General features: G+C 48.9%; 22 protein-coding genes. 3 read left to right on the forward strand and 19 right to left on the reverse strand.

Annotation, left to right across the window (positions count from 1 at the left end):
* Position 1: 1 nt before the first annotated feature.
* Together C7U56_RS16160 and C7U56_RS01830 are read right to left on the reverse strand one after the other, a co-directional pair.
* Positions 2–1,471, reverse strand: coding sequence for a pseudouridine synthase (locus tag C7U56_RS16160; RefSeq protein WP_106999910.1), 1,470 nt, complete (start codon positions 1,469–1,471; stop codon positions 2–4).
* Entirely contained in the window at positions 1,471–2,997 is a 1,527-nt protein-coding gene (locus C7U56_RS01830) for an RsmB/NOP family class I SAM-dependent RNA methyltransferase (RefSeq protein ID WP_106999911.1), read from the reverse strand. The genes C7U56_RS16160 and C7U56_RS01830 overlap by 1 nt, the downstream gene beginning before the upstream one ends.
* Before the next feature lie 198 nt (positions 2,998–3,195).
* Here C7U56_RS01830 and C7U56_RS01835 point away from each other — a divergent pair, with 198 nt between their 5' ends.
* Entirely contained in the window at positions 3,196–4,194 is a 999-nt protein-coding gene (locus C7U56_RS01835; RefSeq protein ID WP_233430148.1) for a nucleoside recognition protein, read from the forward strand.
* On the opposite strand, the gene C7U56_RS01840 is transcribed toward C7U56_RS01835, so the two are convergent.
* Genes C7U56_RS01840 through rsmD form a run of 3 tightly spaced genes read right to left on the reverse strand, consistent with a single transcriptional unit; the run spans position 4,160 to position 5,867 of the window.
* Entirely contained in the window at positions 4,160–4,777 is a 618-nt protein-coding gene (locus C7U56_RS01840; protein WP_022358776.1) for a hypothetical protein, read from the reverse strand. The genes C7U56_RS01835 and C7U56_RS01840 overlap by 35 nt on opposite strands.
* A gap of 11 nt (positions 4,778–4,788) precedes the next feature.
* On the reverse strand, positions 4,789–5,292 hold the full coding sequence (gene coaD, locus C7U56_RS01845) for a pantetheine-phosphate adenylyltransferase (RefSeq protein ID WP_022358775.1): 504 nt from the start codon (positions 5,290–5,292) through the stop codon (positions 4,789–4,791).
* A gap of 20 nt (positions 5,293–5,312) precedes the next feature.
* Positions 5,313–5,867 carry a 16S rRNA (guanine(966)-N(2))-methyltransferase RsmD gene (gene rsmD / locus C7U56_RS01850; protein ID WP_106999912.1) on the reverse strand — a complete coding sequence of 185 codons (555 nt, stop codon included), beginning with the start codon at positions 5,865–5,867 and terminating at the stop codon, positions 5,313–5,315.
* A 314-nt stretch (positions 5,868–6,181) separates the two neighbouring features.
* Between rsmD and C7U56_RS01855 the strand changes: the two genes are divergently transcribed.
* The gene (locus C7U56_RS01855; protein ID WP_022358773.1) at positions 6,182–6,391 is read left to right on the forward strand and encodes an alpha/beta-type small acid-soluble spore protein; all 210 of its coding nucleotides are present in this window, start codon (positions 6,182–6,184) and stop codon (positions 6,389–6,391) included.
* A gap of 155 nt (positions 6,392–6,546) precedes the next feature.
* Here the strand turns inward: C7U56_RS01855 and pgeF are convergent, their stop codons facing one another.
* The 13 genes from pgeF to C7U56_RS01920 all read right to left on the reverse strand — a co-directional run bounded on the left by pgeF (position 6,547) and on the right by C7U56_RS01920 (position 16,040).
* On the reverse strand, positions 6,547–7,437 hold the full coding sequence (gene pgeF / locus C7U56_RS01860; protein ID WP_106999913.1) for a peptidoglycan editing factor PgeF: 891 nt from the start codon (positions 7,435–7,437) through the stop codon (positions 6,547–6,549).
* Between the two features lie 70 nt (positions 7,438–7,507).
* Complete coding sequence (locus tag C7U56_RS01865; protein ID WP_106999914.1) at positions 7,508–7,894, reverse strand: YraN family protein; 387 nt, start codon at positions 7,892–7,894, stop codon at positions 7,508–7,510.
* A gap of 15 nt (positions 7,895–7,909) precedes the next feature.
* On the reverse strand, positions 7,910–8,581 hold the full coding sequence (locus C7U56_RS01870; protein WP_106999915.1) for a ribonuclease HII: 672 nt from the start codon (positions 8,579–8,581) through the stop codon (positions 7,910–7,912).
* Positions 8,582–8,587: 6 nt separating this feature from the next.
* Positions 8,588–9,463 carry a ribosome biogenesis GTPase YlqF gene (gene ylqF, locus C7U56_RS01875; RefSeq protein ID WP_022358769.1) on the reverse strand — a complete coding sequence of 292 codons (876 nt, stop codon included), beginning with the start codon at positions 9,461–9,463 and terminating at the stop codon, positions 8,588–8,590.
* A gap of 24 nt (positions 9,464–9,487) precedes the next feature.
* The gene (lepB, locus tag C7U56_RS01880) at positions 9,488–10,033 is read right to left on the reverse strand and encodes a signal peptidase I (protein ID WP_106999916.1); all 546 of its coding nucleotides are present in this window, start codon (positions 10,031–10,033) and stop codon (positions 9,488–9,490) included.
* Positions 10,034–10,268: 235 nt separating this feature from the next.
* The gene (gene rplS, locus C7U56_RS01885; RefSeq protein ID WP_022360232.1) at positions 10,269–10,616 is read right to left on the reverse strand and encodes a 50S ribosomal protein L19; all 348 of its coding nucleotides are present in this window, start codon (positions 10,614–10,616) and stop codon (positions 10,269–10,271) included.
* 154 nt (positions 10,617–10,770) lie between these two features.
* Entirely contained in the window at positions 10,771–11,529 is a 759-nt protein-coding gene (gene trmD, locus C7U56_RS01890; protein WP_106999917.1) for a tRNA (guanosine(37)-N1)-methyltransferase TrmD, read from the reverse strand.
* A 65-nt stretch (positions 11,530–11,594) separates the two neighbouring features.
* Positions 11,595–12,107 (reverse strand): ribosome maturation factor RimM, encoded by a 513-nt coding sequence (gene rimM / locus C7U56_RS01895; RefSeq protein ID WP_106999918.1) that lies wholly within the window; start codon positions 12,105–12,107, stop codon positions 11,595–11,597.
* 141 nt (positions 12,108–12,248) lie between these two features.
* The gene (locus C7U56_RS01900) at positions 12,249–12,476 is read right to left on the reverse strand and encodes a KH domain-containing protein (protein WP_022360235.1); all 228 of its coding nucleotides are present in this window, start codon (positions 12,474–12,476) and stop codon (positions 12,249–12,251) included.
* Between the two features lie 32 nt (positions 12,477–12,508).
* Positions 12,509–12,748, reverse strand: a complete 240-nt coding sequence (gene rpsP, locus C7U56_RS01905; protein ID WP_106999919.1) for a 30S ribosomal protein S16 — start codon at positions 12,746–12,748, stop codon at positions 12,509–12,511.
* Positions 12,749–12,829: 81 nt separating this feature from the next.
* On the reverse strand, positions 12,830–14,197 hold the full coding sequence (ffh, locus tag C7U56_RS01910; protein ID WP_106999920.1) for a signal recognition particle protein: 1,368 nt from the start codon (positions 14,195–14,197) through the stop codon (positions 12,830–12,832).
* A gap of 15 nt (positions 14,198–14,212) precedes the next feature.
* Complete coding sequence (ylxM, locus tag C7U56_RS01915) at positions 14,213–14,554, reverse strand: YlxM family DNA-binding protein (RefSeq protein WP_106999921.1); 342 nt, start codon at positions 14,552–14,554, stop codon at positions 14,213–14,215.
* Positions 14,555–14,675: 121 nt separating this feature from the next.
* Complete coding sequence (locus C7U56_RS01920; RefSeq protein WP_107000401.1) at positions 14,676–16,040, reverse strand: MATE family efflux transporter; 1,365 nt, start codon at positions 16,038–16,040, stop codon at positions 14,676–14,678.
* 215 nt (positions 16,041–16,255) lie between these two features.
* On the opposite strand from C7U56_RS01920, the gene C7U56_RS01925 reads away from it, so the two are divergent.
* Entirely contained in the window at positions 16,256–17,338 is a 1,083-nt protein-coding gene (locus C7U56_RS01925) for a M24 family metallopeptidase (protein ID WP_353956899.1), read from the forward strand.
* Positions 17,339–17,508: 170 nt separating this feature from the next.
* Here the strand turns inward: C7U56_RS01925 and gatB are convergent, their stop codons facing one another.
* Entirely contained in the window at positions 17,509–18,945 is a 1,437-nt protein-coding gene (gene gatB / locus C7U56_RS01930) for an Asp-tRNA(Asn)/Glu-tRNA(Gln) amidotransferase subunit GatB (RefSeq protein WP_106999923.1), read from the reverse strand.

The raw sequence follows: 18,945 nt of genomic DNA on the forward strand, positions 1-18,945 counted from the left end.
TTTATCTTGCCCCCTGTATCAGTTCCCGGTAGTCCCGGATATAAAAATCAGCTAATTCTTTCTTTTCTTCGATCATGGAAAGTGAAAATACGTCCTCGACCGCGCCGACGCGCATACCAGCCCGTTTTCCAGCCAGAATCCCCGCCGGGACATCCTCAAATACCAAACATTTTTCCGGCTGTACGCCCAGATCCGCCGCCACCTTCAGATAGATATCCGGCGCCGGTTTTCCTGCCGCCACCTCACAGGCAGTTGCCACCACACCGAAATAGGAACGGATTTCCAGAGAATCCAGCACAGCTGCTACCATATCCTGTGCATTGCTCGTCGCAATTCCCATGCGGATTCCTTTTTTCTTTAAAAATGAAAGAAATTCCGCAACACCCGATTTCAGCGGTACCTCATGGCGGTATTTATCGATCGACATTTCAATCCAGATGGCCTTTATCTCATCCAGGGTCATCGGCAGCTGGAAGCGATCTTTAAAATAGATTGCTGTCTCGGAAAAGCTCATGCCCTCGATCACCTTCTCAAGATCTTCCGGACAGTCATAGCCGTAACGCTTTAAAAATTCCACATCGATCGCTTTCCACATCCACATGGAATCGACCAGGGTGCCGTCGAGATCGAAGAGGACGGCGTCTACTGTGTTCCAGTTGATTTCAGGAGGTGTGTTATTTTGGGTGTCTGACAAATTTTCGTCATTCGATACACAATTTTGTGAGGTTAGCGTTCTTTCTATTAACGCTCTAATTTCATCTTCCGTCAGCGCCCGGTACTCTCCCGTCGCCAGTGCCTCATCCAGGGCAAGCGGTCCCATCGAAAGGCGTTTCAGGTAAATGACTTCGCCGCCCTCTGCCTCAAACATCCGCTTTACCTGATGAAATTTTCCTTCATGGATGGTCAGGCGCGCCTCGCAGAGGTCTTCTCCTGCGTCGTTCCATTTTTTCTCGATCACAAGCTCTGCCGGCCGTACCGGTGTGCCATCCTTCAGCGTCAGTCCTGCCTGAAAGCGCGCTTCGATTCCTTCTTTCAGTGTTCCCTTTACGCGTGCAAAATAGACCTTATCCACGTGTTTTTTCGGTGCCAGAAGCTCATGCGCCAGCGCACCGTCGTTTGTGATGAGAAGCAGTCCTTCCGTATCAATATCGAGGCGTCCGACCGGGAAGAGGTCTTTTCGCTTTGCTTCATCAATAAGGTCAATGACAGTCTGATAGCGCCCGTCTTCCGTTGCGGAAACGACGCCCTGCGGTTTATTTAACATATAATATTCCGTGTCTGCCCAGCCAACCGGCTGTCCATCCAGTGTAACCCGGGTTTCGTCCGGGAATATTTTCCGGTCAGACTCGCGGCAGACGGTTCCATCGACCAGAACCCGCCCTTTGCGGATCATCTCTTTTACCTGACTGCGCGTTCCCTGCTTCATCTCTGCCAGGAAACGGTCTAAACGTATACTTTTACCCTGTCCCATCACTGCCACCTCCATCCGGGATTGTATTTATTTTTAAGCTGACCGCCCCGTTTCTGCGCCCAGCCAAGCGGAAATCCATCCACACAGATTAGTACAAGACCATCTGCTGCCTCTTCCTCTGCGGCTGTCAATGTCTCGCCCTTTAAATAGCGGATCGTGCGCTCATCCGAGGCATTAAAATTTAAGTAATTTACAAATTCCTGCATCCGCAGGTTCATTGCCAGCGCCTGGGATGGTTCAAACCGCCCTTTTTTCAGTTCTCCGAGCAGAAGTCCGGTACGCAGACAGCGGAGCGGCTTAAAATAACGTGTATTGTCGCCTGCCAGCGCTGCCGGGAGGTAATAGATGCGCTCGCCGTCACGGTAGAATTGCTCCGGATTCCAGGTTCTTACCGGAAGCTGGCGCAGAAGCTCAAACAGGGGGGAAAAATCCTCGGCGGTCTGGTTTTGCGCCACGTTTTTTCCCTTTCCAAACATTTTCCCTTTCGCTTTTCCGGAAGCCATCTGTCTGGACTTACCGTCTTCCGCCACACGGCACAACCGCGCTTCTATTTCCTCTACCAAAAGTGGATCGCTCAATGCTTTCTCACCGGCATTTTCCAAATCCTTGACATTTGCGTCTGGTTTCTCCGTCCGCTTCTCCAACAGCGCAACAAAATGTCCTTCGCCCTCCAGACGGTGCGGAAACAATCTCAGACAGCCCTCAATGCCACGGCTTCCCTCAAAGCCATATTCCGGTTTCTGCGGCACGACCGCCATCTGAGGATATTTCTCCAGAATATACTCGATCGTTCCCTCGTCCTCGCCCCTGTCAAAGGTACAAGTCGAATAAACCAGTTTCCCGCCCGGCGCAAGCATCTGCACGGCACAGTCGAGAATCTGGCGCTGCAGCGGCGCATAATAATCGGGACCTTTTTCGTTCCAGCTCTTTACCATCGACGGATCGCGGCGGAACATACCTTCGCCGGAGCACGGCGCATCGACCAGAATCTTATCAAAAAACTCCGGCAGGATGCCAGCCATTTTTTCCGGTGCCTCGCTCGTTACACAGATATTTCCCGCTCCGAACATTTCCAGATTTTTAAGAAGCGCTTTTGCGCGCGAATTGCTGATATCATTGGAAAACAGGACACCTGTACCGGCTAATTTCGCCGCCAGTTCCGTACTTTTACCGCCCGGTGCCGCGCACAAATCCAGAACCCGGTCGCCCGGCTTGATCGGCAGCCATGCCGCCGGTGACATCGCACTCGGTTCCTGCAAATAGTAGAGTCCCGCGTAGTACCACGGATGCCTGGATGGGCGTTCGCCCTGATAATAAAAACCGTTCTTCGTCCACGGCACTGGTTTCAAATTCCAGTCCGCCGTCTGTGCCATCTCTAAAAACTGTTCCGGTGTCAGCCTGCCCGTGTTGACGCGCAGCCCTGAACGCGGCTCTTCCTCATACGAAGCCAGATACTCCGGGTATTCCTCCCCCAGAAATTGTTTCATTTTTTCAAGAAATTCTTCCGGCAGTTCTCGGTAATCCAATCGTTTTCCTCCTGTTTTTGTCTATTGCTCTGTATATCCATTTATAATCGTGATTCTAAAGACTTTTTCTTCGCGCTCATTCGTTCTTTCTTTGTTCGGTATGCCGGTTTTCAGGCTTCCAAAAGGAATGAGCCATTTTCTGTCTACATATATATAATCTATCTTTATATTACTTTTTAATGATAGAAAGGCGCTCCCATGCCATATATAAAAAAAATATTATCCGCCCTGTTCCCAGCACTTATCCTGGCGCTTCTGCTCTCGCATCCGCGTCTCTCTGCGGATGGGGCACAGAAAGGACTTCTTTTATGGTTCAATACGGTCTTTCCGACGTTATTTCCCTTTATGCTCTTCTCAAAGCTTTTAGCTGAACACGGCGGCGTCCGGCTGCTTCTAGCGCCATTTCATCCGGTTTTGGAACATCTTGGGATGTCTGTCTACAGCGGCTATGCCCTGCTTGCCGGGCTGCTCTGCGGTTACCCGATGGGAATGAAAACTGCCGCCGATTTTAACCGGAAATCGCTGCTTTCGGCACATGAAAAACGGCTTCTGACCGCCATCAGTGCTTCGCCAAGCCCCATGTTTATCGCCGGATATGCTGCACCTAGGCTGAACCCGGCAGTTCCGTCAAACTATCTGGTTCTGGCACTATATACGCCGCTTTTATTGGTTGGAAGTCTTCTATGCATTTATAATAAAGTAACTTCTTTTACCCTTCAAAACCGATTTTTTTCGAAAGAAACCGGCTCTGTCAAGCCTGCCCGCACAAAATCCACATCTGTCTCCGTTCCCGCTTCCTTCGACACCATCCTGATGGACTGCATCGAACTGCAGGTCCGCATCGGCGGTTTGATCATGCTGTATTCGATCCTCGCTGCCTTTGCCGACGCCTTCTGTTCCGGCACGCTGCGTCTGGTTCTGATCGGGACGGCTGAAATGACAACCGGCATCGATGCGATCGCCCGTTCTGGTGCCATATTCAGTATCCCGGTTCAATCCGGCGCGATAGCGGCATGTGCTGCGTTCGGCGGGTTATCCGGGATCGCCCAGACAAATTCAGTCATACGGGACAGCCGAAAAGACAGAGAAAAAAATGCCGGACTTTCCATCCGGCATTATGTACTGTGGAAACTGGTTCACGCCAGTCTCTCGTTCGTTCTCTTTATTCTGCTGCTTCGCCGGATGCCGCCTGTGTAGCGGCCGCTGCTGCCTCGGCGCCTGTGTTCTCCTCCGGCTCGGTCACGACACTGCCAGCCAGCTCATTGCGGTTGGAAGATACGACATCGTAGCTGGACTGCATCGAACTCATGTAAGACTCGAAACGGCTCTGCGCGCCCTCCATCGAATGCTTGATGATGGTCTGCAGGCTGCGGAGCATGTCGTCCGTGTACTGAACGGAACCCTGGCGGATATTGTTTGCCTCTGTGACAGCGTTGTCCACGATCTGCTGTGCCTGTGCATTTGCCTGCTCAATAATGCTGTTTGCTTCTGCATATGCACGCTGCATGATCTCATGCTCATTAACCAGTTCATTGGTCTGGGCGGTCGCCTCGGCTACCATCGCGTCTGCCTGGGAACGTGCCTCCTGCAGAATCGCATCCTGGTTGCTGATGATCTTCTGATATTTCTTGATCTCCTCCGGAATGCGAAGACGCAGTTCCACGAGCAGTTCTTCAATCTCTTCTTTATTTACTAAAATCTTCGTGTTGGACAGCGGCTGAAACTTGCAGCTGTCGATATAATCTTCAATTTCTGTGATGATCTGTTCAATTCTGCTCATAGCTTTTCTCCTTACTTACATTCCCTGTCTTCCTGAAGCGCCTGGTATTTCTCCTGTACTTGTTTTGCAATGACCGGATCGAGAAATTCGGAAATGTCTCCGCCGTACATCGCAACCTCTTTTGCCATACTGGAACTTAAATACGCGTATTTAAGGTTCGTTGTCAGAAACAGGGTATCTATTTCGGGTGCAATCACCCGGTTCATCTGCGCGAGCTGCAGCTCATATTCGAAATCCGTGATCGCACGCAGACCACGCACGATGACCTTTGCGTGATTCTGGCGCATGAAATCGACCAGAAGTCCGTCAAACGACTGCACCTCCACGTTAGGAATGTCTTTTGTCACTTCCTCTAACATCTTAACACGTTCTTCGACAGAAAACAACGGAGATTTTGCGTTATTACACAAAACTCCCACGATGACCTGATCAAAAATTTCGGAGGATCGCTTTATAATATCAAAATGTCCGAGCGTCACCGGATCAAAGCTGCCCGGATAAATGGCTGTTTTCATCTTTTTTTCTCCTTTGGTATTCAAGCTTTTCGGATAAACAGATGTTTATTCGTCTTATATATCTTCTCTTTTTCGAGATGGTATCCCAGTTCTGAAAGGTAGCTGCACCCGGTCTCTTTCGATGCCTCTGTGATGATCATCGTATGTTCATCTGCCAGGGACGAATGTGCCAGATAAGTAAGCACTTCTTTCTCCCAGAGATGGTTGTACGGAGGATCCATAAAAATGAAATTAAACGCGCTCTTCCGGTTTTCTATCCGTTTCAATGCATCCGAAATATCACAGTTTAAGAGCGTCGCCTTATCAGCAAGGCGGGCCGCTTTCAGATTGTCACGGATGCAGTCCGCCGCTTTCGGATTCTTCTCCACAAAAACAGCTTCTTTTGCCCCGCGGCTTAAAGCTTCGATCCCGATCGCCCCGCTTCCGCTGAATAAATCGAGAAATGTGCATCCATAAATATCATTCTGAATCATATTAAAAAGAGTTTCTTTGATACGGTCCGTCGTCGGTCTCGTATCCATTCCCTCGATCGTCTTTAAAGTAAGCCTTCTGGCACTTCCTGCTATTACCCGCATGGATTTTTCTCCATCTTACTAGAAATATTAATGTATTTTGAACTGCAACCGTAAAATTCACCAAACAGTTTGCGTATTTTTTAACACTACATCTGTTCTATTATAGTATGAGTTTTACTGATATACAAGCATAAAATCGGATCAATACTAACTTTTTTCCCTACATTGTGGGAGTTTTGCCCCAAAATGTCAATTCGCACAAAACCTTCTAGTGTATTTCACTTTTAAGATCCGCATACTGAGAATGTAACAAAAAGAGACACCCGGACAAACGAAAGTTTGAAGGGGCACACGCAAAAAAGGAGGCGTCTGTTATGTCTAGTTCCAACAACACGAACAAAACCAATGTACCGGAAGCCAAGGAAGCGATGAACCGCTTTAAGATGGAGGTTGCCAATGAGATTGGCGTTCCGTTAAGCGAGGGCTACAATGGTAACCTGACCTCCGCACAGGCTGGTTCCGTCGGCGGCTATATGGTCAAAAAGATGATTGAGGAACAGGAAAAAAAGATGGCTGGTAAATAAGGCATCGTAGGGCTCTTCTGAATCTTCGCTGAAACGGCGAAAAAAACGGCAGCAGCATGATTGACAAAACCGGACTTGAACGACCGATTTTCAATCATGCTGCTGTTCTTTTCTGCAAAACATTCATTCACTTGTTTGACAGACAGATTGTATACTTACTTTAGCGATAAAAATGCCGCCAGATTCCCCCTCTTATCTCCCATCACGCGGTGTGAATATAAAAGATCCGGATTGCATTTCGTACATACATTCGTCACAGCCAGATGCTCCGGCAAAATTCCGGCATTCAGGAGCACCCGGCGGTTCGCGCCCCAGAGGTCAAGCTGATACTTGCCATTCCCCTTATTCATGAGAATCGATTTCCCATTCCAGGAATAACAGGATGTTGAATCATCCTGACTGATTTCTGCTCCAAATTCTTCTTTAAATGCGTCTGCCACATCCTCACTGACCTCATAACAGTCCCGGCAGATGCTCGGTCCGATGCAGACGCACAGATCCTCCGGCTTCGTGCCGAACGCCTCTCCCATCGCCTCGATCGTTTTCTGTCCCATCCGGTGAACGGTTCCCTTCCAGCCGGAATGCGACAGTCCGATGGCATGATGCACCGGATCTACAAAATATAATGGTACACAGTCCGCAAAAAATGTAACCAGCGTCAGCCCCGGCACGTTTGTGATAAGCCCGTCGATGTTTTCATAATCGCGTTCCCGCCAGATTCCTTTTCCAGCGTCCGCTTCCGTAACAAGACGGATATTCGTCGTGTGTGTCTGATGGCTGAGCACCATCTTTGACACATCCGTTCCCAGAATCCGCGCCATTTTCCGGTAATTTTCAAGCACATCGTCCCGGTTGTCGCCGCGCGTCAGCGAAAAGTTCATCGTACTGAAATACCCCTTGCTCGCTCCGCCAAGCCGGGTAGAAAATGCGTGGCGCACCATCCTGGTCTGCTCTAAGAGCGGAAAGGTAAAATAAGCCACTCCGTTTGACTCATGAAGGGTAATTGGTGTCGGATGAACTGTTTTTTGTATATAGGTAAGCGCCATGATTGTCACATCCTTTTTCTGTCTCTTGCTCAAATCTGATTGTGCAGTTTTTGAATTCTTTCATTTGTAATTATCCGCACCAGAACGCGTCCCGAATTAATCTCACGTTACTGCCAAGCACCGCCACCACATCAAACCGACACGGCGTGTCCTCGGAAATATGATAACGCGTCATATAATACCGGGCGGTACGAAGAATCCGCGCCTGCTTGCGGGCATCCACTGCCTCCGCCGGATCGCCTTCGTGTTCATCGCGGCGGTATTTGACCTCGATAAAAACCAGGTAGTCTCTATCTCTTGCGATAATATCAATTTCACCCTGGCGACAGCGGAAATTCCGGCAGAGAATCTGATAACCATGCCGGGTGAGATATTCACACGCCAGGGTTTCATATTCAGTTCCGATGGCACGGCGGTTGAATGAATTTCCATGAAGATGAAAGTTTCTTTCTCCCATTCAGCTCCCTTTCTGTTATTTCATTCCCTGCATCGTGGCTTCCTCGCCCAGCAGCTTCTTCAAAAAGGTTCTCCGGTGGATCGGGCATGGACCATAGGTTAAAATTGCCTCGTTATGCATCTTGGTTCCGTATCCTTTATGCTTCGCAAACCCGTATTCCGGATAGATTTTATCGTACTCCATCATCATATGATCCCTCGTCACTTTTGCCAGGATACTGGCTGCCGCGATCGAGACACTTTTTGCATCGCCCTTGATAATCTTAATCTGCTTTTCCTCCGAAATCCCCGGAATGATGACCGCGTCATTTAAAAAGATATCCGGCTCCTGCGGAAGCTGTGCGACTGCCTGACGCATTGCTTCATAGGTCGCCTGCAAAATATTGATGGAATCGATCACCTCCGGGCTTACAATTCCAATTCCGTAGGCAGCTGCCTTTTCTTTGATTTCCAGAAATAATTCTTCCCGGCATTTTTCCGACAATTTTTTGGAATCGTTCAGCCGCAGAATCGTACAGTCTTTCGGAAGTACCGCGACCGCCGCCACCACCGGACCGGCTAATGGACCTCTGCCCGCCTCATCAATGCCGCAGACGATCCCTGCACTTTCGTACTGATGTTCATAGGCGCGCATTCCTTCGAGACGCGCCAGTTCTGCTTCCAGTTTTTCTCCTGTTAGTTTTCTCATGTTTTCCTATACCTCCGGCACTTCCAGCGTCACGCGCCCCAGTTTGCCGCTGCGGAAGTCATCTAATAGGAAGCCAGCCGCTTTTTTCGTATCCAGCTCGCTGCCCTTTAAAAGACAGGAACGTGCCCTTGCGATTTCACGCAGAATTTCCCAGGCTTTTTTTGTATCTTCGCCGTCCCCAGCCGTATTCTCAACCAGCGTCACACCATACCGCTCTTCCAGGCGCTTTCCGTAACGTCCGGACATATTTTTGATCAGCTCGGCTGCCAGCTCTTCCTTATCCAGAATCTCATCGTTGATCGAGCCGATAAATGCAAGGCACAGTCCCACATTCGGATCTTCAAATTTCGGCCAGAGGATTCCCGGCGTATCGAGAAGTTCCAGTGTCTTATTTAAGCGGATCCACTGGTTTCCCTTGGTAACACCCGGTTTATTTCCAGTCTTGGCGCAGGCTTTTCCGGCAAAGGAATTGATAAAGGTCGATTTTCCGACATTCGGAATGCCGACTACCATCGTCCGCACCGGGCGGTTTTTGATACCGCGGCGGCGGTCACGCTCAATTTTCTCCTTGCATGCCTCCTGCACCAGCGGCTGGATCTGCTTCATTCCCATGCCGCTGCGCGCGTTGATCCGGAGTGCATGGATGCCCTGCTCCTTAAACCATGCGATCCAGCGCTCTGTACAGCCGTCGTCCGCCAGATCCGCCTTATTTAAAAGGACAATCCGTCCCTTTCCCTTCGCAAGCTCATCAATATCCGGGTTGCGGCTGCCGAGCGGCACGCGCGCATCCACCAGCTCAATCACCAGATCGATCAGCTTGATATCTTCCTTCATGGCTCTTTTTGCCTTTGTCATATGTCCAGGGTACCATTGTATCTGCATGAAATTTTCTTCCTTTCTTAGAACCTATCTCGACGAAATCAACCCAAACCGGCTAACCGGCTGGATCCGCAGCCAGACCTTTCCTTTGATCTGCCGGAACTTCACATTTCCCACATTGGAAAAGCGGCTGTCCTCACTGCCGGAGCGGTTGTCACCCAGCAGAAAATATTCGTTTTTATCCAGACTAATCGGATATTCCGCCAGTCCAGCCAGAGCCGCCTTACCCAAGTCGTTCGGGGCGTCTAATTTTTCATTATTAATGTAAATATAACCGTCCTTGATCTGCACCGTCTCACCTGGCAGTCCAATGACGCGTTTTATATTGTAATTTCCCGTTTCTTTTTCAAATACGATAATGTCATAGCGCTTTGGGCGCATCACGCGGTAACTCAGGCGGTTCATCAGAACCTTTTCGTTCTGCGACAACACCGGTTCCATTGATTGACCGCTCACCCGTATCTGCGTCCCCATCGCAAACACGGCGAACCACGCGATCGAAATTACCACCGCGATATCCACGATCCATCCAACCACCAGACGGATGCGGTTTTTATCCTCTTTCAGCTCCATATGTCACTCCCTCTCTATCCGTTCCCCATGAATCATCGCTCATGTCGCAAGCGACCGCGCTCGGCGCGAGAATGTGCCAGGACACATTCTTTTTTATAATAGGGAATCACAAGGAATTTCCTATTACACGAAAAAAAGCTGCTGCACAGCTCCTCCCGCCGCGCCGGACACACATAACCGCATATCCGGATGCACAGCAGGCTGACCTGTACAGCAGCCCCATCCGCTTCAGAAATTATTTTACTAACTCTTTTACCTTCGCTGCCTTGCCGATTCTGGATCTCAGGTAGTTCAGTTTTGCTCTTCTTACTTTACCTCTTCTTACTACTTCAACGTTCTCTACAGACGGAGAATGTAACGGCCAGGTCTTCTCTACACCAACACCGTTGGAGCTCTTTCTAACAGTGAAAGTCTCGCGAACGCCGCCGTTCTGTCTCTTAATAACAGTTCCCTCGAAAACCTGAATTCTCTCGCGGTTTCCCTCCTTGATCTTAGCAGATACACGTACTGTATCGCCTACGTTGAAACTCGGAACGGTTTCCTTTAACTGAGCTGCTTCAATGTTCTTAATAATCTCGTTCATCTTTGTGAACCTCCTTTAAAATCTTTGATGTTCTTAATACGATCTTTTATCCCGTAAAAACGTGCTTCCTGTAACAGCGGAACATCTCTTTATTTCACAGAATATGATTTTATCATAGAAATCCTTGATTTGCAAGGACTTTCTGCTCTCTTTTTTAGAGTTTTTTTGTTTCTTTTTCCTCTTTCTGACGAATCAGCTCTTCCAGATATTTCTTCTCTTTCTTATCCAGAACCGCATCCTTTAAAAGGTCCGGGCGGCGTTCCAGCGTCCGTTCGATCGATTTCTGACGGCGCCAGGTCTCGATATTTTTGTGATGCCCGGTCAGAAGTACGTCCGGGACCGCCTTATCCATAAATACAACCGGGCGGGTGTACTGTGGATATTCCAGCAGATTGTCGTGAAATGACTCAAATTCCGCGGATACGTCATTATTTAACACACCAGGCACCAGACGGGAAATGCAGTCGATCATAACCATCGCCGGAAGCTCACCGCCCGTCAGGACATAATCGCCGATCGAGAGATAGTCGGTCACAACCAGCTCTAACGCGCGCTCATCGATCCCCTCATAATGCCCGCAGAGGAACACCAGATCCTCTTCTTTCGCCAGTTCTTCTGCGATTTTCTGGTTGAAAACCTGCCCCTGCGGAGTCAGATAGATCACGCGCGGACGTTTTCCGGTGCGCGCCGCCAGGGCTTCATATGCATCGTAAATCGGTTCCGGCTGCATCACCATACCGGCGCCGCCGCCATAGGGCGCATCGTCTACATGGTGGTGTTTGTCCTTCGAGTAATCGCGGATATTGATCGCCTCGACCGAGATCAGCCCTTTGTCAATCGCACGCCCCGTAATACTTGTGTTCAGTCCCCCCATTACCATCTCCGGAAACAGGGTCAGAATATGAAAATTCATCCGTTTCTCCTATATTTATACAGCACTTTCACAACGGTACTTTCATTTTAGGATTTTCATTCCATTTACAGATCCAGCAGACCGTCCATGATATGAACCGTTACAGTGCCAGCCTCCAGATCCACATTCAGGATGCATTCCTTGATGGATGGGAAAAGGTATTCTTTGCCCTCAGGTCCTTCGATCACGTACACGTCGTTAGCCGCTGTCTGAAGGATATCTTTCACCGTACCGAACTCCTCGCCCTCGTCCGTCAGCACTTTCAGACCAATCAGATCGGCAATGAAATTCTCATCTGGATTCAGTTTCACCGCCTGATCGCGGGTGATCAGAATATCCTTATTACGAAACGGCTCGCAGTCCTCAATCCGATTCATCTCTTTAAATTTAAGAATGACCATATTTTTGAAAAAACGCACCTGTTCCACGGTCACCGGCATTTTTTCTTTTCCAGTGTCGATATACGCTTTTTTTAATTTTTTAAAACGATTCACATCATCGGTGGTAGGAAATACTTTCACATCTCCGCGCAGGCCATGCGGGGATGTAATTACACCAACTCTCAGATAATCAACCATTCTATAATCCTCCTGTATGAAATAGAACGTGCCTTGCATTCCCGCGCCGGGGTGCGGTTGCGTTGGCATCCTCTTGAATTTCCTGTGATATAAAAAAGCCGGACACCCTTTCAGGCAGCCGGCTTTTCAGCTTCGTCTGTATTACTGAATCTCTACAATAACTTTCTTGTCTTCCTTGGATGAAGCCGCCTTGACAACCGAGCGAATCGCTTTCGCGATACGACCCTGTTTTCCAATTACCTTACCCATATCGGCCGGTGCAACGGAAAGCTCGATTACAGTCTCGTCGTCTTTGACCGATTCTGTAACCACTACCTCGTCCGGGTTCTCAACCAGTGCTTTCGCGATAACTTCTACTAATTCTTTCATACCTTTGCACCTCACAGGTCAGTATGCTTGATTTACTGGATACCAGCGATCTTTAAGAGTTTACCAACAGTCTCTGTCGGCTGAGCGCCTGTTGCTAACCATTTCTTAGCAGCTTCCTCATCGAATTTCAGAGTGCTCGGCTCTGTGTTCGGATCGTAGATACCGATCTCCTCGATGAATCTGCCATCTCTCGGGGATCTGGAATCTGCAACAACGATTCTATAGAAAGGAGCTTTCTTCTGACCCATTCTTCTTAATCTCATCTTTACCATTTTAAATTACCTCCTGAAATTTTCCTTATTTCCTTGAATTATAAAATATAGCTAATGCACACTGCATCTACTAACACTTGTTTAAAACGGCAGCTTCATCTTGCCAAGCATACCGCCGAGTCCGCCAAGACCCTTGCGTTTTCCGCCGCCTGCCATGCCCGGAAGCTGTTTCATCAGCTTTTTCATATCTCCGAACTGTTTTACCAGGCGGTTGACTTCTGCGATATCCACGCCTGCGCCCTGTGCGATTCGTTTCTTGCGGGACGGATTCATCAGATCCGGGTTGCGCCGCTCTTCGGCTGTCATCGAGAGGATGATCGCCTCTACGCGCCCCATCGTCTTCTCATTTTCATCTAAATCCAGACCCTTAAGCTGTCCCATGCCCGGCATCATGCTCATGATGCTCGCCATGCCGCCCATCTTCTTGATCTGGTTCATCTGATCGAGGAAGTCGTTGTAATCAAATTCTGCCTTCTTAATCTTGCGGCCGAGTTCTTTTGCCTTCTCCTCGTCGATCACAGCAGATGCTTTGTCGATAATGGAAAGAACATCGCCCATGCCCAAGATCCGGGAAGCCATACGGTCCGGGTAAAACTGTTCCAAATCGGAAAGTTTCTCGCCCATACCGACATAGAGAATCGGTTTTCCGGTTACCGCCTTGATAGAAAGAGCCGCACCGCCTCGCGTATCGCCATCCATCTTTGTCAGAACCACACCGTCAATGCCGATTTTGTCGTTAAACATGCTCGCTACATTGACTGCATCCTGACCAGTCATGGCATCTACAACGAGAAGTGTCTGATAAACATCCACATTCTCTTTGATCTCAACCAGCTCATCCATCATCGCTTCATCGATGTGGAGACGACCGGCTGTATCGATGATAACCACATTGTTGCCATTTTTCGCCGCGTGCTCAAGCGCTGCCTTTGCGATATTGACCGGTTTGTGGTTCGTTCCCATCGCAAATACGGGAACACCCTGTTTTTCACCATTTTTCTGCAGCTGTTCGATTGCCGCCGGTCGGTAGACATCACATGCTACCAGCAATGGATTTTTTCCCTTTGCCTTGAGCTTTCCGGCAATCTTTGCCGTCGTGGTCGTCTTACCAGCACCCTGGAGACCTGCCATCATGATGACGGTAATCTCATTGCCCGGTTTTAACGCAATCTCTGTCATTTCGGAGCCCATCAGCTTGACCAGCTCGTCGTTGACAATCTTTATTACCATCTGTCCTGGATTCAGACCATTTAAAACATCGGTTCCAATCGCCCGCTCCTGTACAGAATTGATAAACTGTTTTACTACCTTGAAGCTTACATCCGCTTCCAGAAGGGCCATCTTGACTTCTTTGAGTCCGGCTTTTACGTCGCTCTCGCTGAGTCGTCCCTTGCCTGTCAGGTTTTTAAACACATTCTGCAGTTTGTCTGCCAAGCTTTCAAATGCCATCAAAAACCTCCTGCATTATAAATCCAATATCTCGTTTGAGATTCGCCCGATTGCCTCAATCAGCGCCTGATTCTGTGTCTGGCTGAATTCTTCCGTCAACCGATGAATCTCAGTTACTTTTTCCTTGGTTTTCTGGAATTTGGCAATCAGTCCAAGCTTTTCCTCATAACCAAGAAGTGTACGGTCACAGCGCCGGATCAGATCATGCACACCCTGACGGGTAATGCCCTGTTCGTCTGCAATCTCGCTGAGGGACAGATCGTTAAATACCACATCCTTATATACACTTTGCTGATGCTTTGTCAGGAGTTCTCCGTAGAAATCATACAAAAGACCCTGTTCAACAATTTTTTCCATTCCTCATCACCTGTGTTATCATACACGATAATCTAATTGGTGTCAAGTATTTTTTCTTTACACCAATCAGATTATCAATCGAATTATTTTTTAATGACGTTCTGTTTATGTTTTTCAAATTCTATCCCCGCACCGGATGGCCATCTTCCTTCGGCATCTTCTTCGCCGCCCGCCAGAAGCAGATCATATGTGCCGTCGCAGTGACCGCCCAGGAGATTGGGTACGACAGATACAGGATCGCCAGCGACCGCTGCGCTGCAAATATGGTAAAGATCCAAATCACTCGCAGTCCGCAGGCGCCGGTCAGAGAGACTAGCGTCGGCAGGATCGAATACCCAAGTCCGCGGATGCTTCCGACCATCGTATCCATCACGCCGCACAGGAAATACGTCGTACAGATGATCGACATCCGGAGCAGTCCATAGGAAATAACGTCGGCGTCTTCTGAATATATCTGCAACAGCCACGGACCGCCGAGGTATGCTGCAAATCCAAGCACCAGTCCTACTGTCACAACGACGCCCTGGCAGGTGGCAAGAATCTTTTTGATCCGCGTGTATTTCTCTGCTCCGATATTCTGGCTCGTAAAGCTTAAATTGGTCTGGTACAGCGCATTCATCGAGGTATACACAAATCCCTCGATATTCTGCGATGCCGTGTTGCCTGCCATCGCGATCGAACCGAAGGAATTGACGGACGACTGAATCAGTACGTTGGAGATCGCAAAAATCGCCCCCTGAATACCAGCCGGAAGACCTACCTTTATAATAAGAAGAAGTTTCCTCCGGTTGACTCCCAGCTTGGAAAGCGACAGCTTCATCGCGCCATCTGAACGCATCAGGCAGCGGATAACCAGAAATGCGGAAATACACTGGGAAATCACGGTTGCCAGCGCGACACCTGCTACATCCATCTGGAGCTGGGTAACAAAGAATACGTTCAGTGCCGCATTGATAACACCTGCCACGGTCAGGAAATACAGCGGGCGTTTCGTATCGCCGATCGCGCGCAGGATTGCACTTCCGAAATTGTACACCATCGTTGCCGGCATACCGGCAAAATAAATCCGCATGTAGATCGTCGATTTATCGATGACATCGTCCGGCGTCCCCATCAGTTCCAGCCAGAAACGTGAGGTAAACAAACCCAAAAAGACTAGAAACAGCCCGCTCATCAGGCTGACCGTGATCGCCGTATGGATTGTCTCGCTCATGTCGCGGTCATTCTTCGCGCCATAATAGCGTGCCACCAGGACGTTCGCACCGATCGACAGACCGATAAAGACGTTAATGAGAAGATTAATAAGGGAACTGGTCGAGCCGACTGCAGCCAGAGACTGGCTGCCTGCAAAACGTCCCACCACGATCACATCTGCCGCATTGAAAAGAAGCTGAAGCACACCGGAAAGCATCAGCGGAATGGAGTATGTAAGTACCTTTCCGAGAATCGGACCATTGCACATATCCATTTCATAGGATTTCGCCATGTTTTTCATCCTTTCGTATCTTAAAAATAAAAGTCCTTTCATTTTTCGAAGGCTGGTCAGTTGATACTATTCTACCCCCTTTCCATGCGCTTTTCAAGCGTTCTTTTAATCGTTGACTTTTTCCCGGCGCGTTTTATAATAAGGGTAGATAATTTACGGCGTAAACTGTCTGGCATCTTCACAGTTACAGCCACTTTACTTATAAGGAGGACATCATGATGAACACACAGCGACTTGAGAAAGTTTTAAAGAAAATGGAAACAGAAGGACTCGAGCAGATGATTATTTCCGATCCTTATGCGATCTATTATCTGACGGGTCGTTTTATTGATCCGGGTGAACGTCTGCTGGCACTTTACATTAACCAGTCCGGAAAGAATAAGATCTTTATCAATAACCTCTTTACCGTTCCGGAAGATCTGGGCGTAGAGAAATTCCGTTTCTCGGATACAGACGATTACCTGACTCCTCTGTGCGACTGTGTTGAGGCAGGCAAACCGCTCGGTATTGATAAAACATTTGCTGCCCGTTTCCTGATTCCGGTCATCGATCATTCGGGCGCTTCCTCCTACAAGGTCAGCTCCATCTGCATCGATGAGGTCCGTGCGTGCAAGGATGACGAAGAACGTGAAAAAATGCGTGCGGTTTCCGCAATCAATGATAAGGCGATGGCACAGTTCCGAGGTCTGATCCATGAGGGCGTGACTGAGGAAGAGATCGCTTCCAAGATGTTAGATATTTATAAGAGTCTCGGTGCAGACGGATATTCCTTTGAACCACTGGTTGGCTTCGGTGCAAACTGCGCGCTTGGACACCACGGTCCGGACAACACGGTTCTGAAAGAGGGCGACACCGTCCTGTTTGATGTTGGATGCAGGAAGGATGGCTATTGTGCCGATATGACACGTACTTTCTTCTATAAAAAAGTACCGTCTGAGAAGCACCGCGCTATTTATGAGACCGTCCGCCGCGCAAATGCTGCCGCAGAAGCAATTCTGAAACCGGGCGTTCCGCTCTGCGAAGTCGATAAAGCTGCCCGCCAGATCATCGAGGATGCCGGATATGGTCCGAACTTTACCCATCGGCTGGGACATTTCATCGGTCTAGAAGTACATGAGTACGGCGATGTTTCTTCTGCGAACACCAAGGTCGCTGAGGTTGGCAATATCTTCTCCATCGAACCAGGTATTTATGTAGAAGGCGAAGTTGGCGTGAGAATCGAGGATCTGGTGCTGATTACTGAGGATGGATGCGAGATTCTGAACTCCTTCAGCAAGGAGCTGGATATTGTAGAGTAATCACATCGCATCATTTATAACACGATTATAAAAAAGAAACTGTTACAGATGGTATTTCTGGTAATTCCGATTACAAATCACGAATCATCCAGAAAGCCGGCATCTGTAGACAGTTTCTTTTTAGTTTTCTTTAAAAGCTAATTATAATTTTCATTTATAAAAAGGCGTTTTTACGCGTTCAGCTTCTCCGTCATCATTTCATTCACTTTACCCGGATTTGCCTTGCCCTTCATCGCTTTCATCACCTGACCGACCAGGAAACCAAGTACCTTTGTCTTTCCGCTATTGTACTCTTCCACCGTCTTCGGGTTTGCGGCAAGCACATCGGAAACTGCCTGTTCCAGAGCACTGTCGTCATTGACCATGCCAAGTCCGTGTGCATCGACATAGGCGGACGGATCGACATCTTGCTCAAAAATAGCTGTAAATACTTCTTTGGCCGTGTTGTTATTGATCGTTCCGGCATCGACCAGATCGGTGAGCTGTGCCAGATGTATCGGGGAGAACCACAGGCTTTCAGCGTCTTCTCCTTTTTCCTTGAGCAGGCGGCTTGCCTCGCCGATCAGCCAGTTTGCCACCTTCTTCGGTTTCTGGCAGAGGGTGGTGGTCTTTTCAAACATATCCGCCATTTTCTTAGACTCAGTCAGGATGCGGCTGTCATATTCAGACAGACCATATTCGCTCTGGTAACGTGCCATTTTTTCTGGCTGCAATTCCGGCAGGGCGGCGCGGACAGATTCCAGCCACTCATCGCTGATGCAGACCGGCGGAAGATCCGGATCCGGGAAATAACGGTAATCTTTCGCATCCTCTTTGGAACGCATCGCATAGGAGTATTCCTTGTTGTCATCCCAGCGTCTCGTCTCCTGGATGACTTTCCTGCCCTCTTCCAGCAGCTCAATCTGGCGGGCGCGCTCGCCGTCGATCGCACGGGCAATCGCCTTGAAAGAGTTCAAGTTCTTCATCTCGGTTCTCGTACCAAATGTCTCACTTCCCACCTCACGAACCGATAAGTTGACATCGGCACGCATCGAACCTTCCTGCAACTTGCAATCGGATGCGCCCAGATACTGTACCAGCAGGCGCAGGCGTTCGAGGTAGGCAATAACCTCATCAGCACTCCGCATATCCGGCTCGGAAACGATCTCGATCAGCGGCACGCCGCTTCGGTTGTAATCAACCAGCGAGCAGTCTTCCCACTCGTCGTGAATCAGCTTTCCGGCATCTTCCTCCATATGAATTTCATGAATACGAATTTTCTTTTCACCGGCAGGCGTGTCGATCGGGATATAGCCGTCGTGGCAGATCGGGAGATACAGCTGGGAAATCTGGTAGTTCTGCGGGTTGTCCGGGTAAAAATAGTTTTTCCGGTCAAATTTACAGAACTGGTTGATACCACAGTTTGCCGCCAGACCGACAGACATCGCGTATTCAACGACCTTCTTATTTAAAACCGGCAGAGAACCCGGCATACCGGTACAAACCGGGCAGGTATGAGTATTTGGTTTTGCTCCAAATTCGGTGGAGCAGCCGCAGAAAATCTTGGTTTTCGTCGCCAGCTCTACGTGTACCTCCAAGCCGATGACTGTCTCATATTCTTTCTTCAT

Origin of the sequence: Clostridium fessum (assembly GCF_003024715.1) — a bacterium.
GTDB lineage: Bacteria > Bacillota > Clostridia > Lachnospirales > Lachnospiraceae > Otoolea > Otoolea fessa.

Bases quoted from the DNA above. Each gene is read 5' to 3' on its own strand.
- rpsP (WP_106999919.1), bottom strand. From the start codon at position 12,748: ATGGTAAAGATGAGATTAAGAAGAATGGGTCAGAAGAAAGCTCCTTTC.
- rplS (WP_022360232.1), bottom strand. From the start codon at position 10,616: ATGAACGAGATTATTAAGAACATTGAAGCAGCTCAGTTAAAGGAAACC.
- ylqF (WP_022358769.1), bottom strand. From the start codon at position 9,463: ATGCAGATACAATGGTACCCTGGACATATGACAAAGGCAAAAAGAGCC.
- C7U56_RS01900 (WP_022360235.1), bottom strand. From the start codon at position 12,476: ATGAAAGAATTAGTAGAAGTTATCGCGAAAGCACTGGTTGAGAACCCG.
- rsmD (WP_106999912.1), bottom strand. From the start codon at position 5,867: ATGCGGGTAATAGCAGGAAGTGCCAGAAGGCTTACTTTAAAGACGATC.
- ylxM (WP_106999921.1), bottom strand. From the start codon at position 14,554: ATGGAAAAAATTGTTGAACAGGGTCTTTTGTATGATTTCTACGGAGAA.
- trmD (WP_106999917.1), bottom strand. From the start codon at position 11,529: ATGAATTTTCATATTCTGACCCTGTTTCCGGAGATGGTAATGGGGGGA.
- C7U56_RS01920 (WP_107000401.1), bottom strand. From the start codon at position 16,040: ATGGCGAAATCCTATGAAATGGATATGTGCAATGGTCCGATTCTCGGA.
- lepB (WP_106999916.1), bottom strand. From the start codon at position 10,033: ATGGAGCTGAAAGAGGATAAAAACCGCATCCGTCTGGTGGTTGGATGG.
- C7U56_RS01870 (WP_106999915.1), bottom strand. From the start codon at position 8,581: ATGAGAAAACTAACAGGAGAAAAACTGGAAGCAGAACTGGCGCGTCTC.
- pgeF (WP_106999913.1), bottom strand. From the start codon at position 7,437: ATGGCGCTTACCTATATACAAAAAACAGTTCATCCGACACCAATTACC.
- C7U56_RS01840 (WP_022358776.1), bottom strand. From the start codon at position 4,777: ATGAGCAGAATTGAACAGATCATCACAGAAATTGAAGATTATATCGAC.
- C7U56_RS01925 (WP_353956899.1), top strand. From the start codon at position 16,256: ATGATGAACACACAGCGACTTGAGAAAGTTTTAAAGAAAATGGAAACA.
- coaD (WP_022358775.1), bottom strand. From the start codon at position 5,292: ATGAAAACAGCCATTTATCCGGGCAGCTTTGATCCGGTGACGCTCGGA.
- C7U56_RS01835 (WP_233430148.1), top strand. From the start codon at position 3,196: ATGCCATATATAAAAAAAATATTATCCGCCCTGTTCCCAGCACTTATC.
- C7U56_RS01865 (WP_106999914.1), bottom strand. From the start codon at position 7,894: ATGGGAGAAAGAAACTTTCATCTTCATGGAAATTCATTCAACCGCCGT.
- rimM (WP_106999918.1), bottom strand. From the start codon at position 12,107: ATGGTTGATTATCTGAGAGTTGGTGTAATTACATCCCCGCATGGCCTG.
- C7U56_RS16160 (WP_106999910.1), bottom strand. From the start codon at position 1,471: ATGGGACAGGGTAAAAGTATACGTTTAGACCGTTTCCTGGCAGAGATG.
- ffh (WP_106999920.1), bottom strand. From the start codon at position 14,197: ATGGCATTTGAAAGCTTGGCAGACAAACTGCAGAATGTGTTTAAAAAC.
- C7U56_RS01855 (WP_022358773.1), top strand. From the start codon at position 6,182: ATGTCTAGTTCCAACAACACGAACAAAACCAATGTACCGGAAGCCAAG.
- gatB (WP_106999923.1), bottom strand. From the start codon at position 18,945: ATGAAGAAAGAATATGAGACAGTCATCGGCTTGGAGGTACACGTAGAG.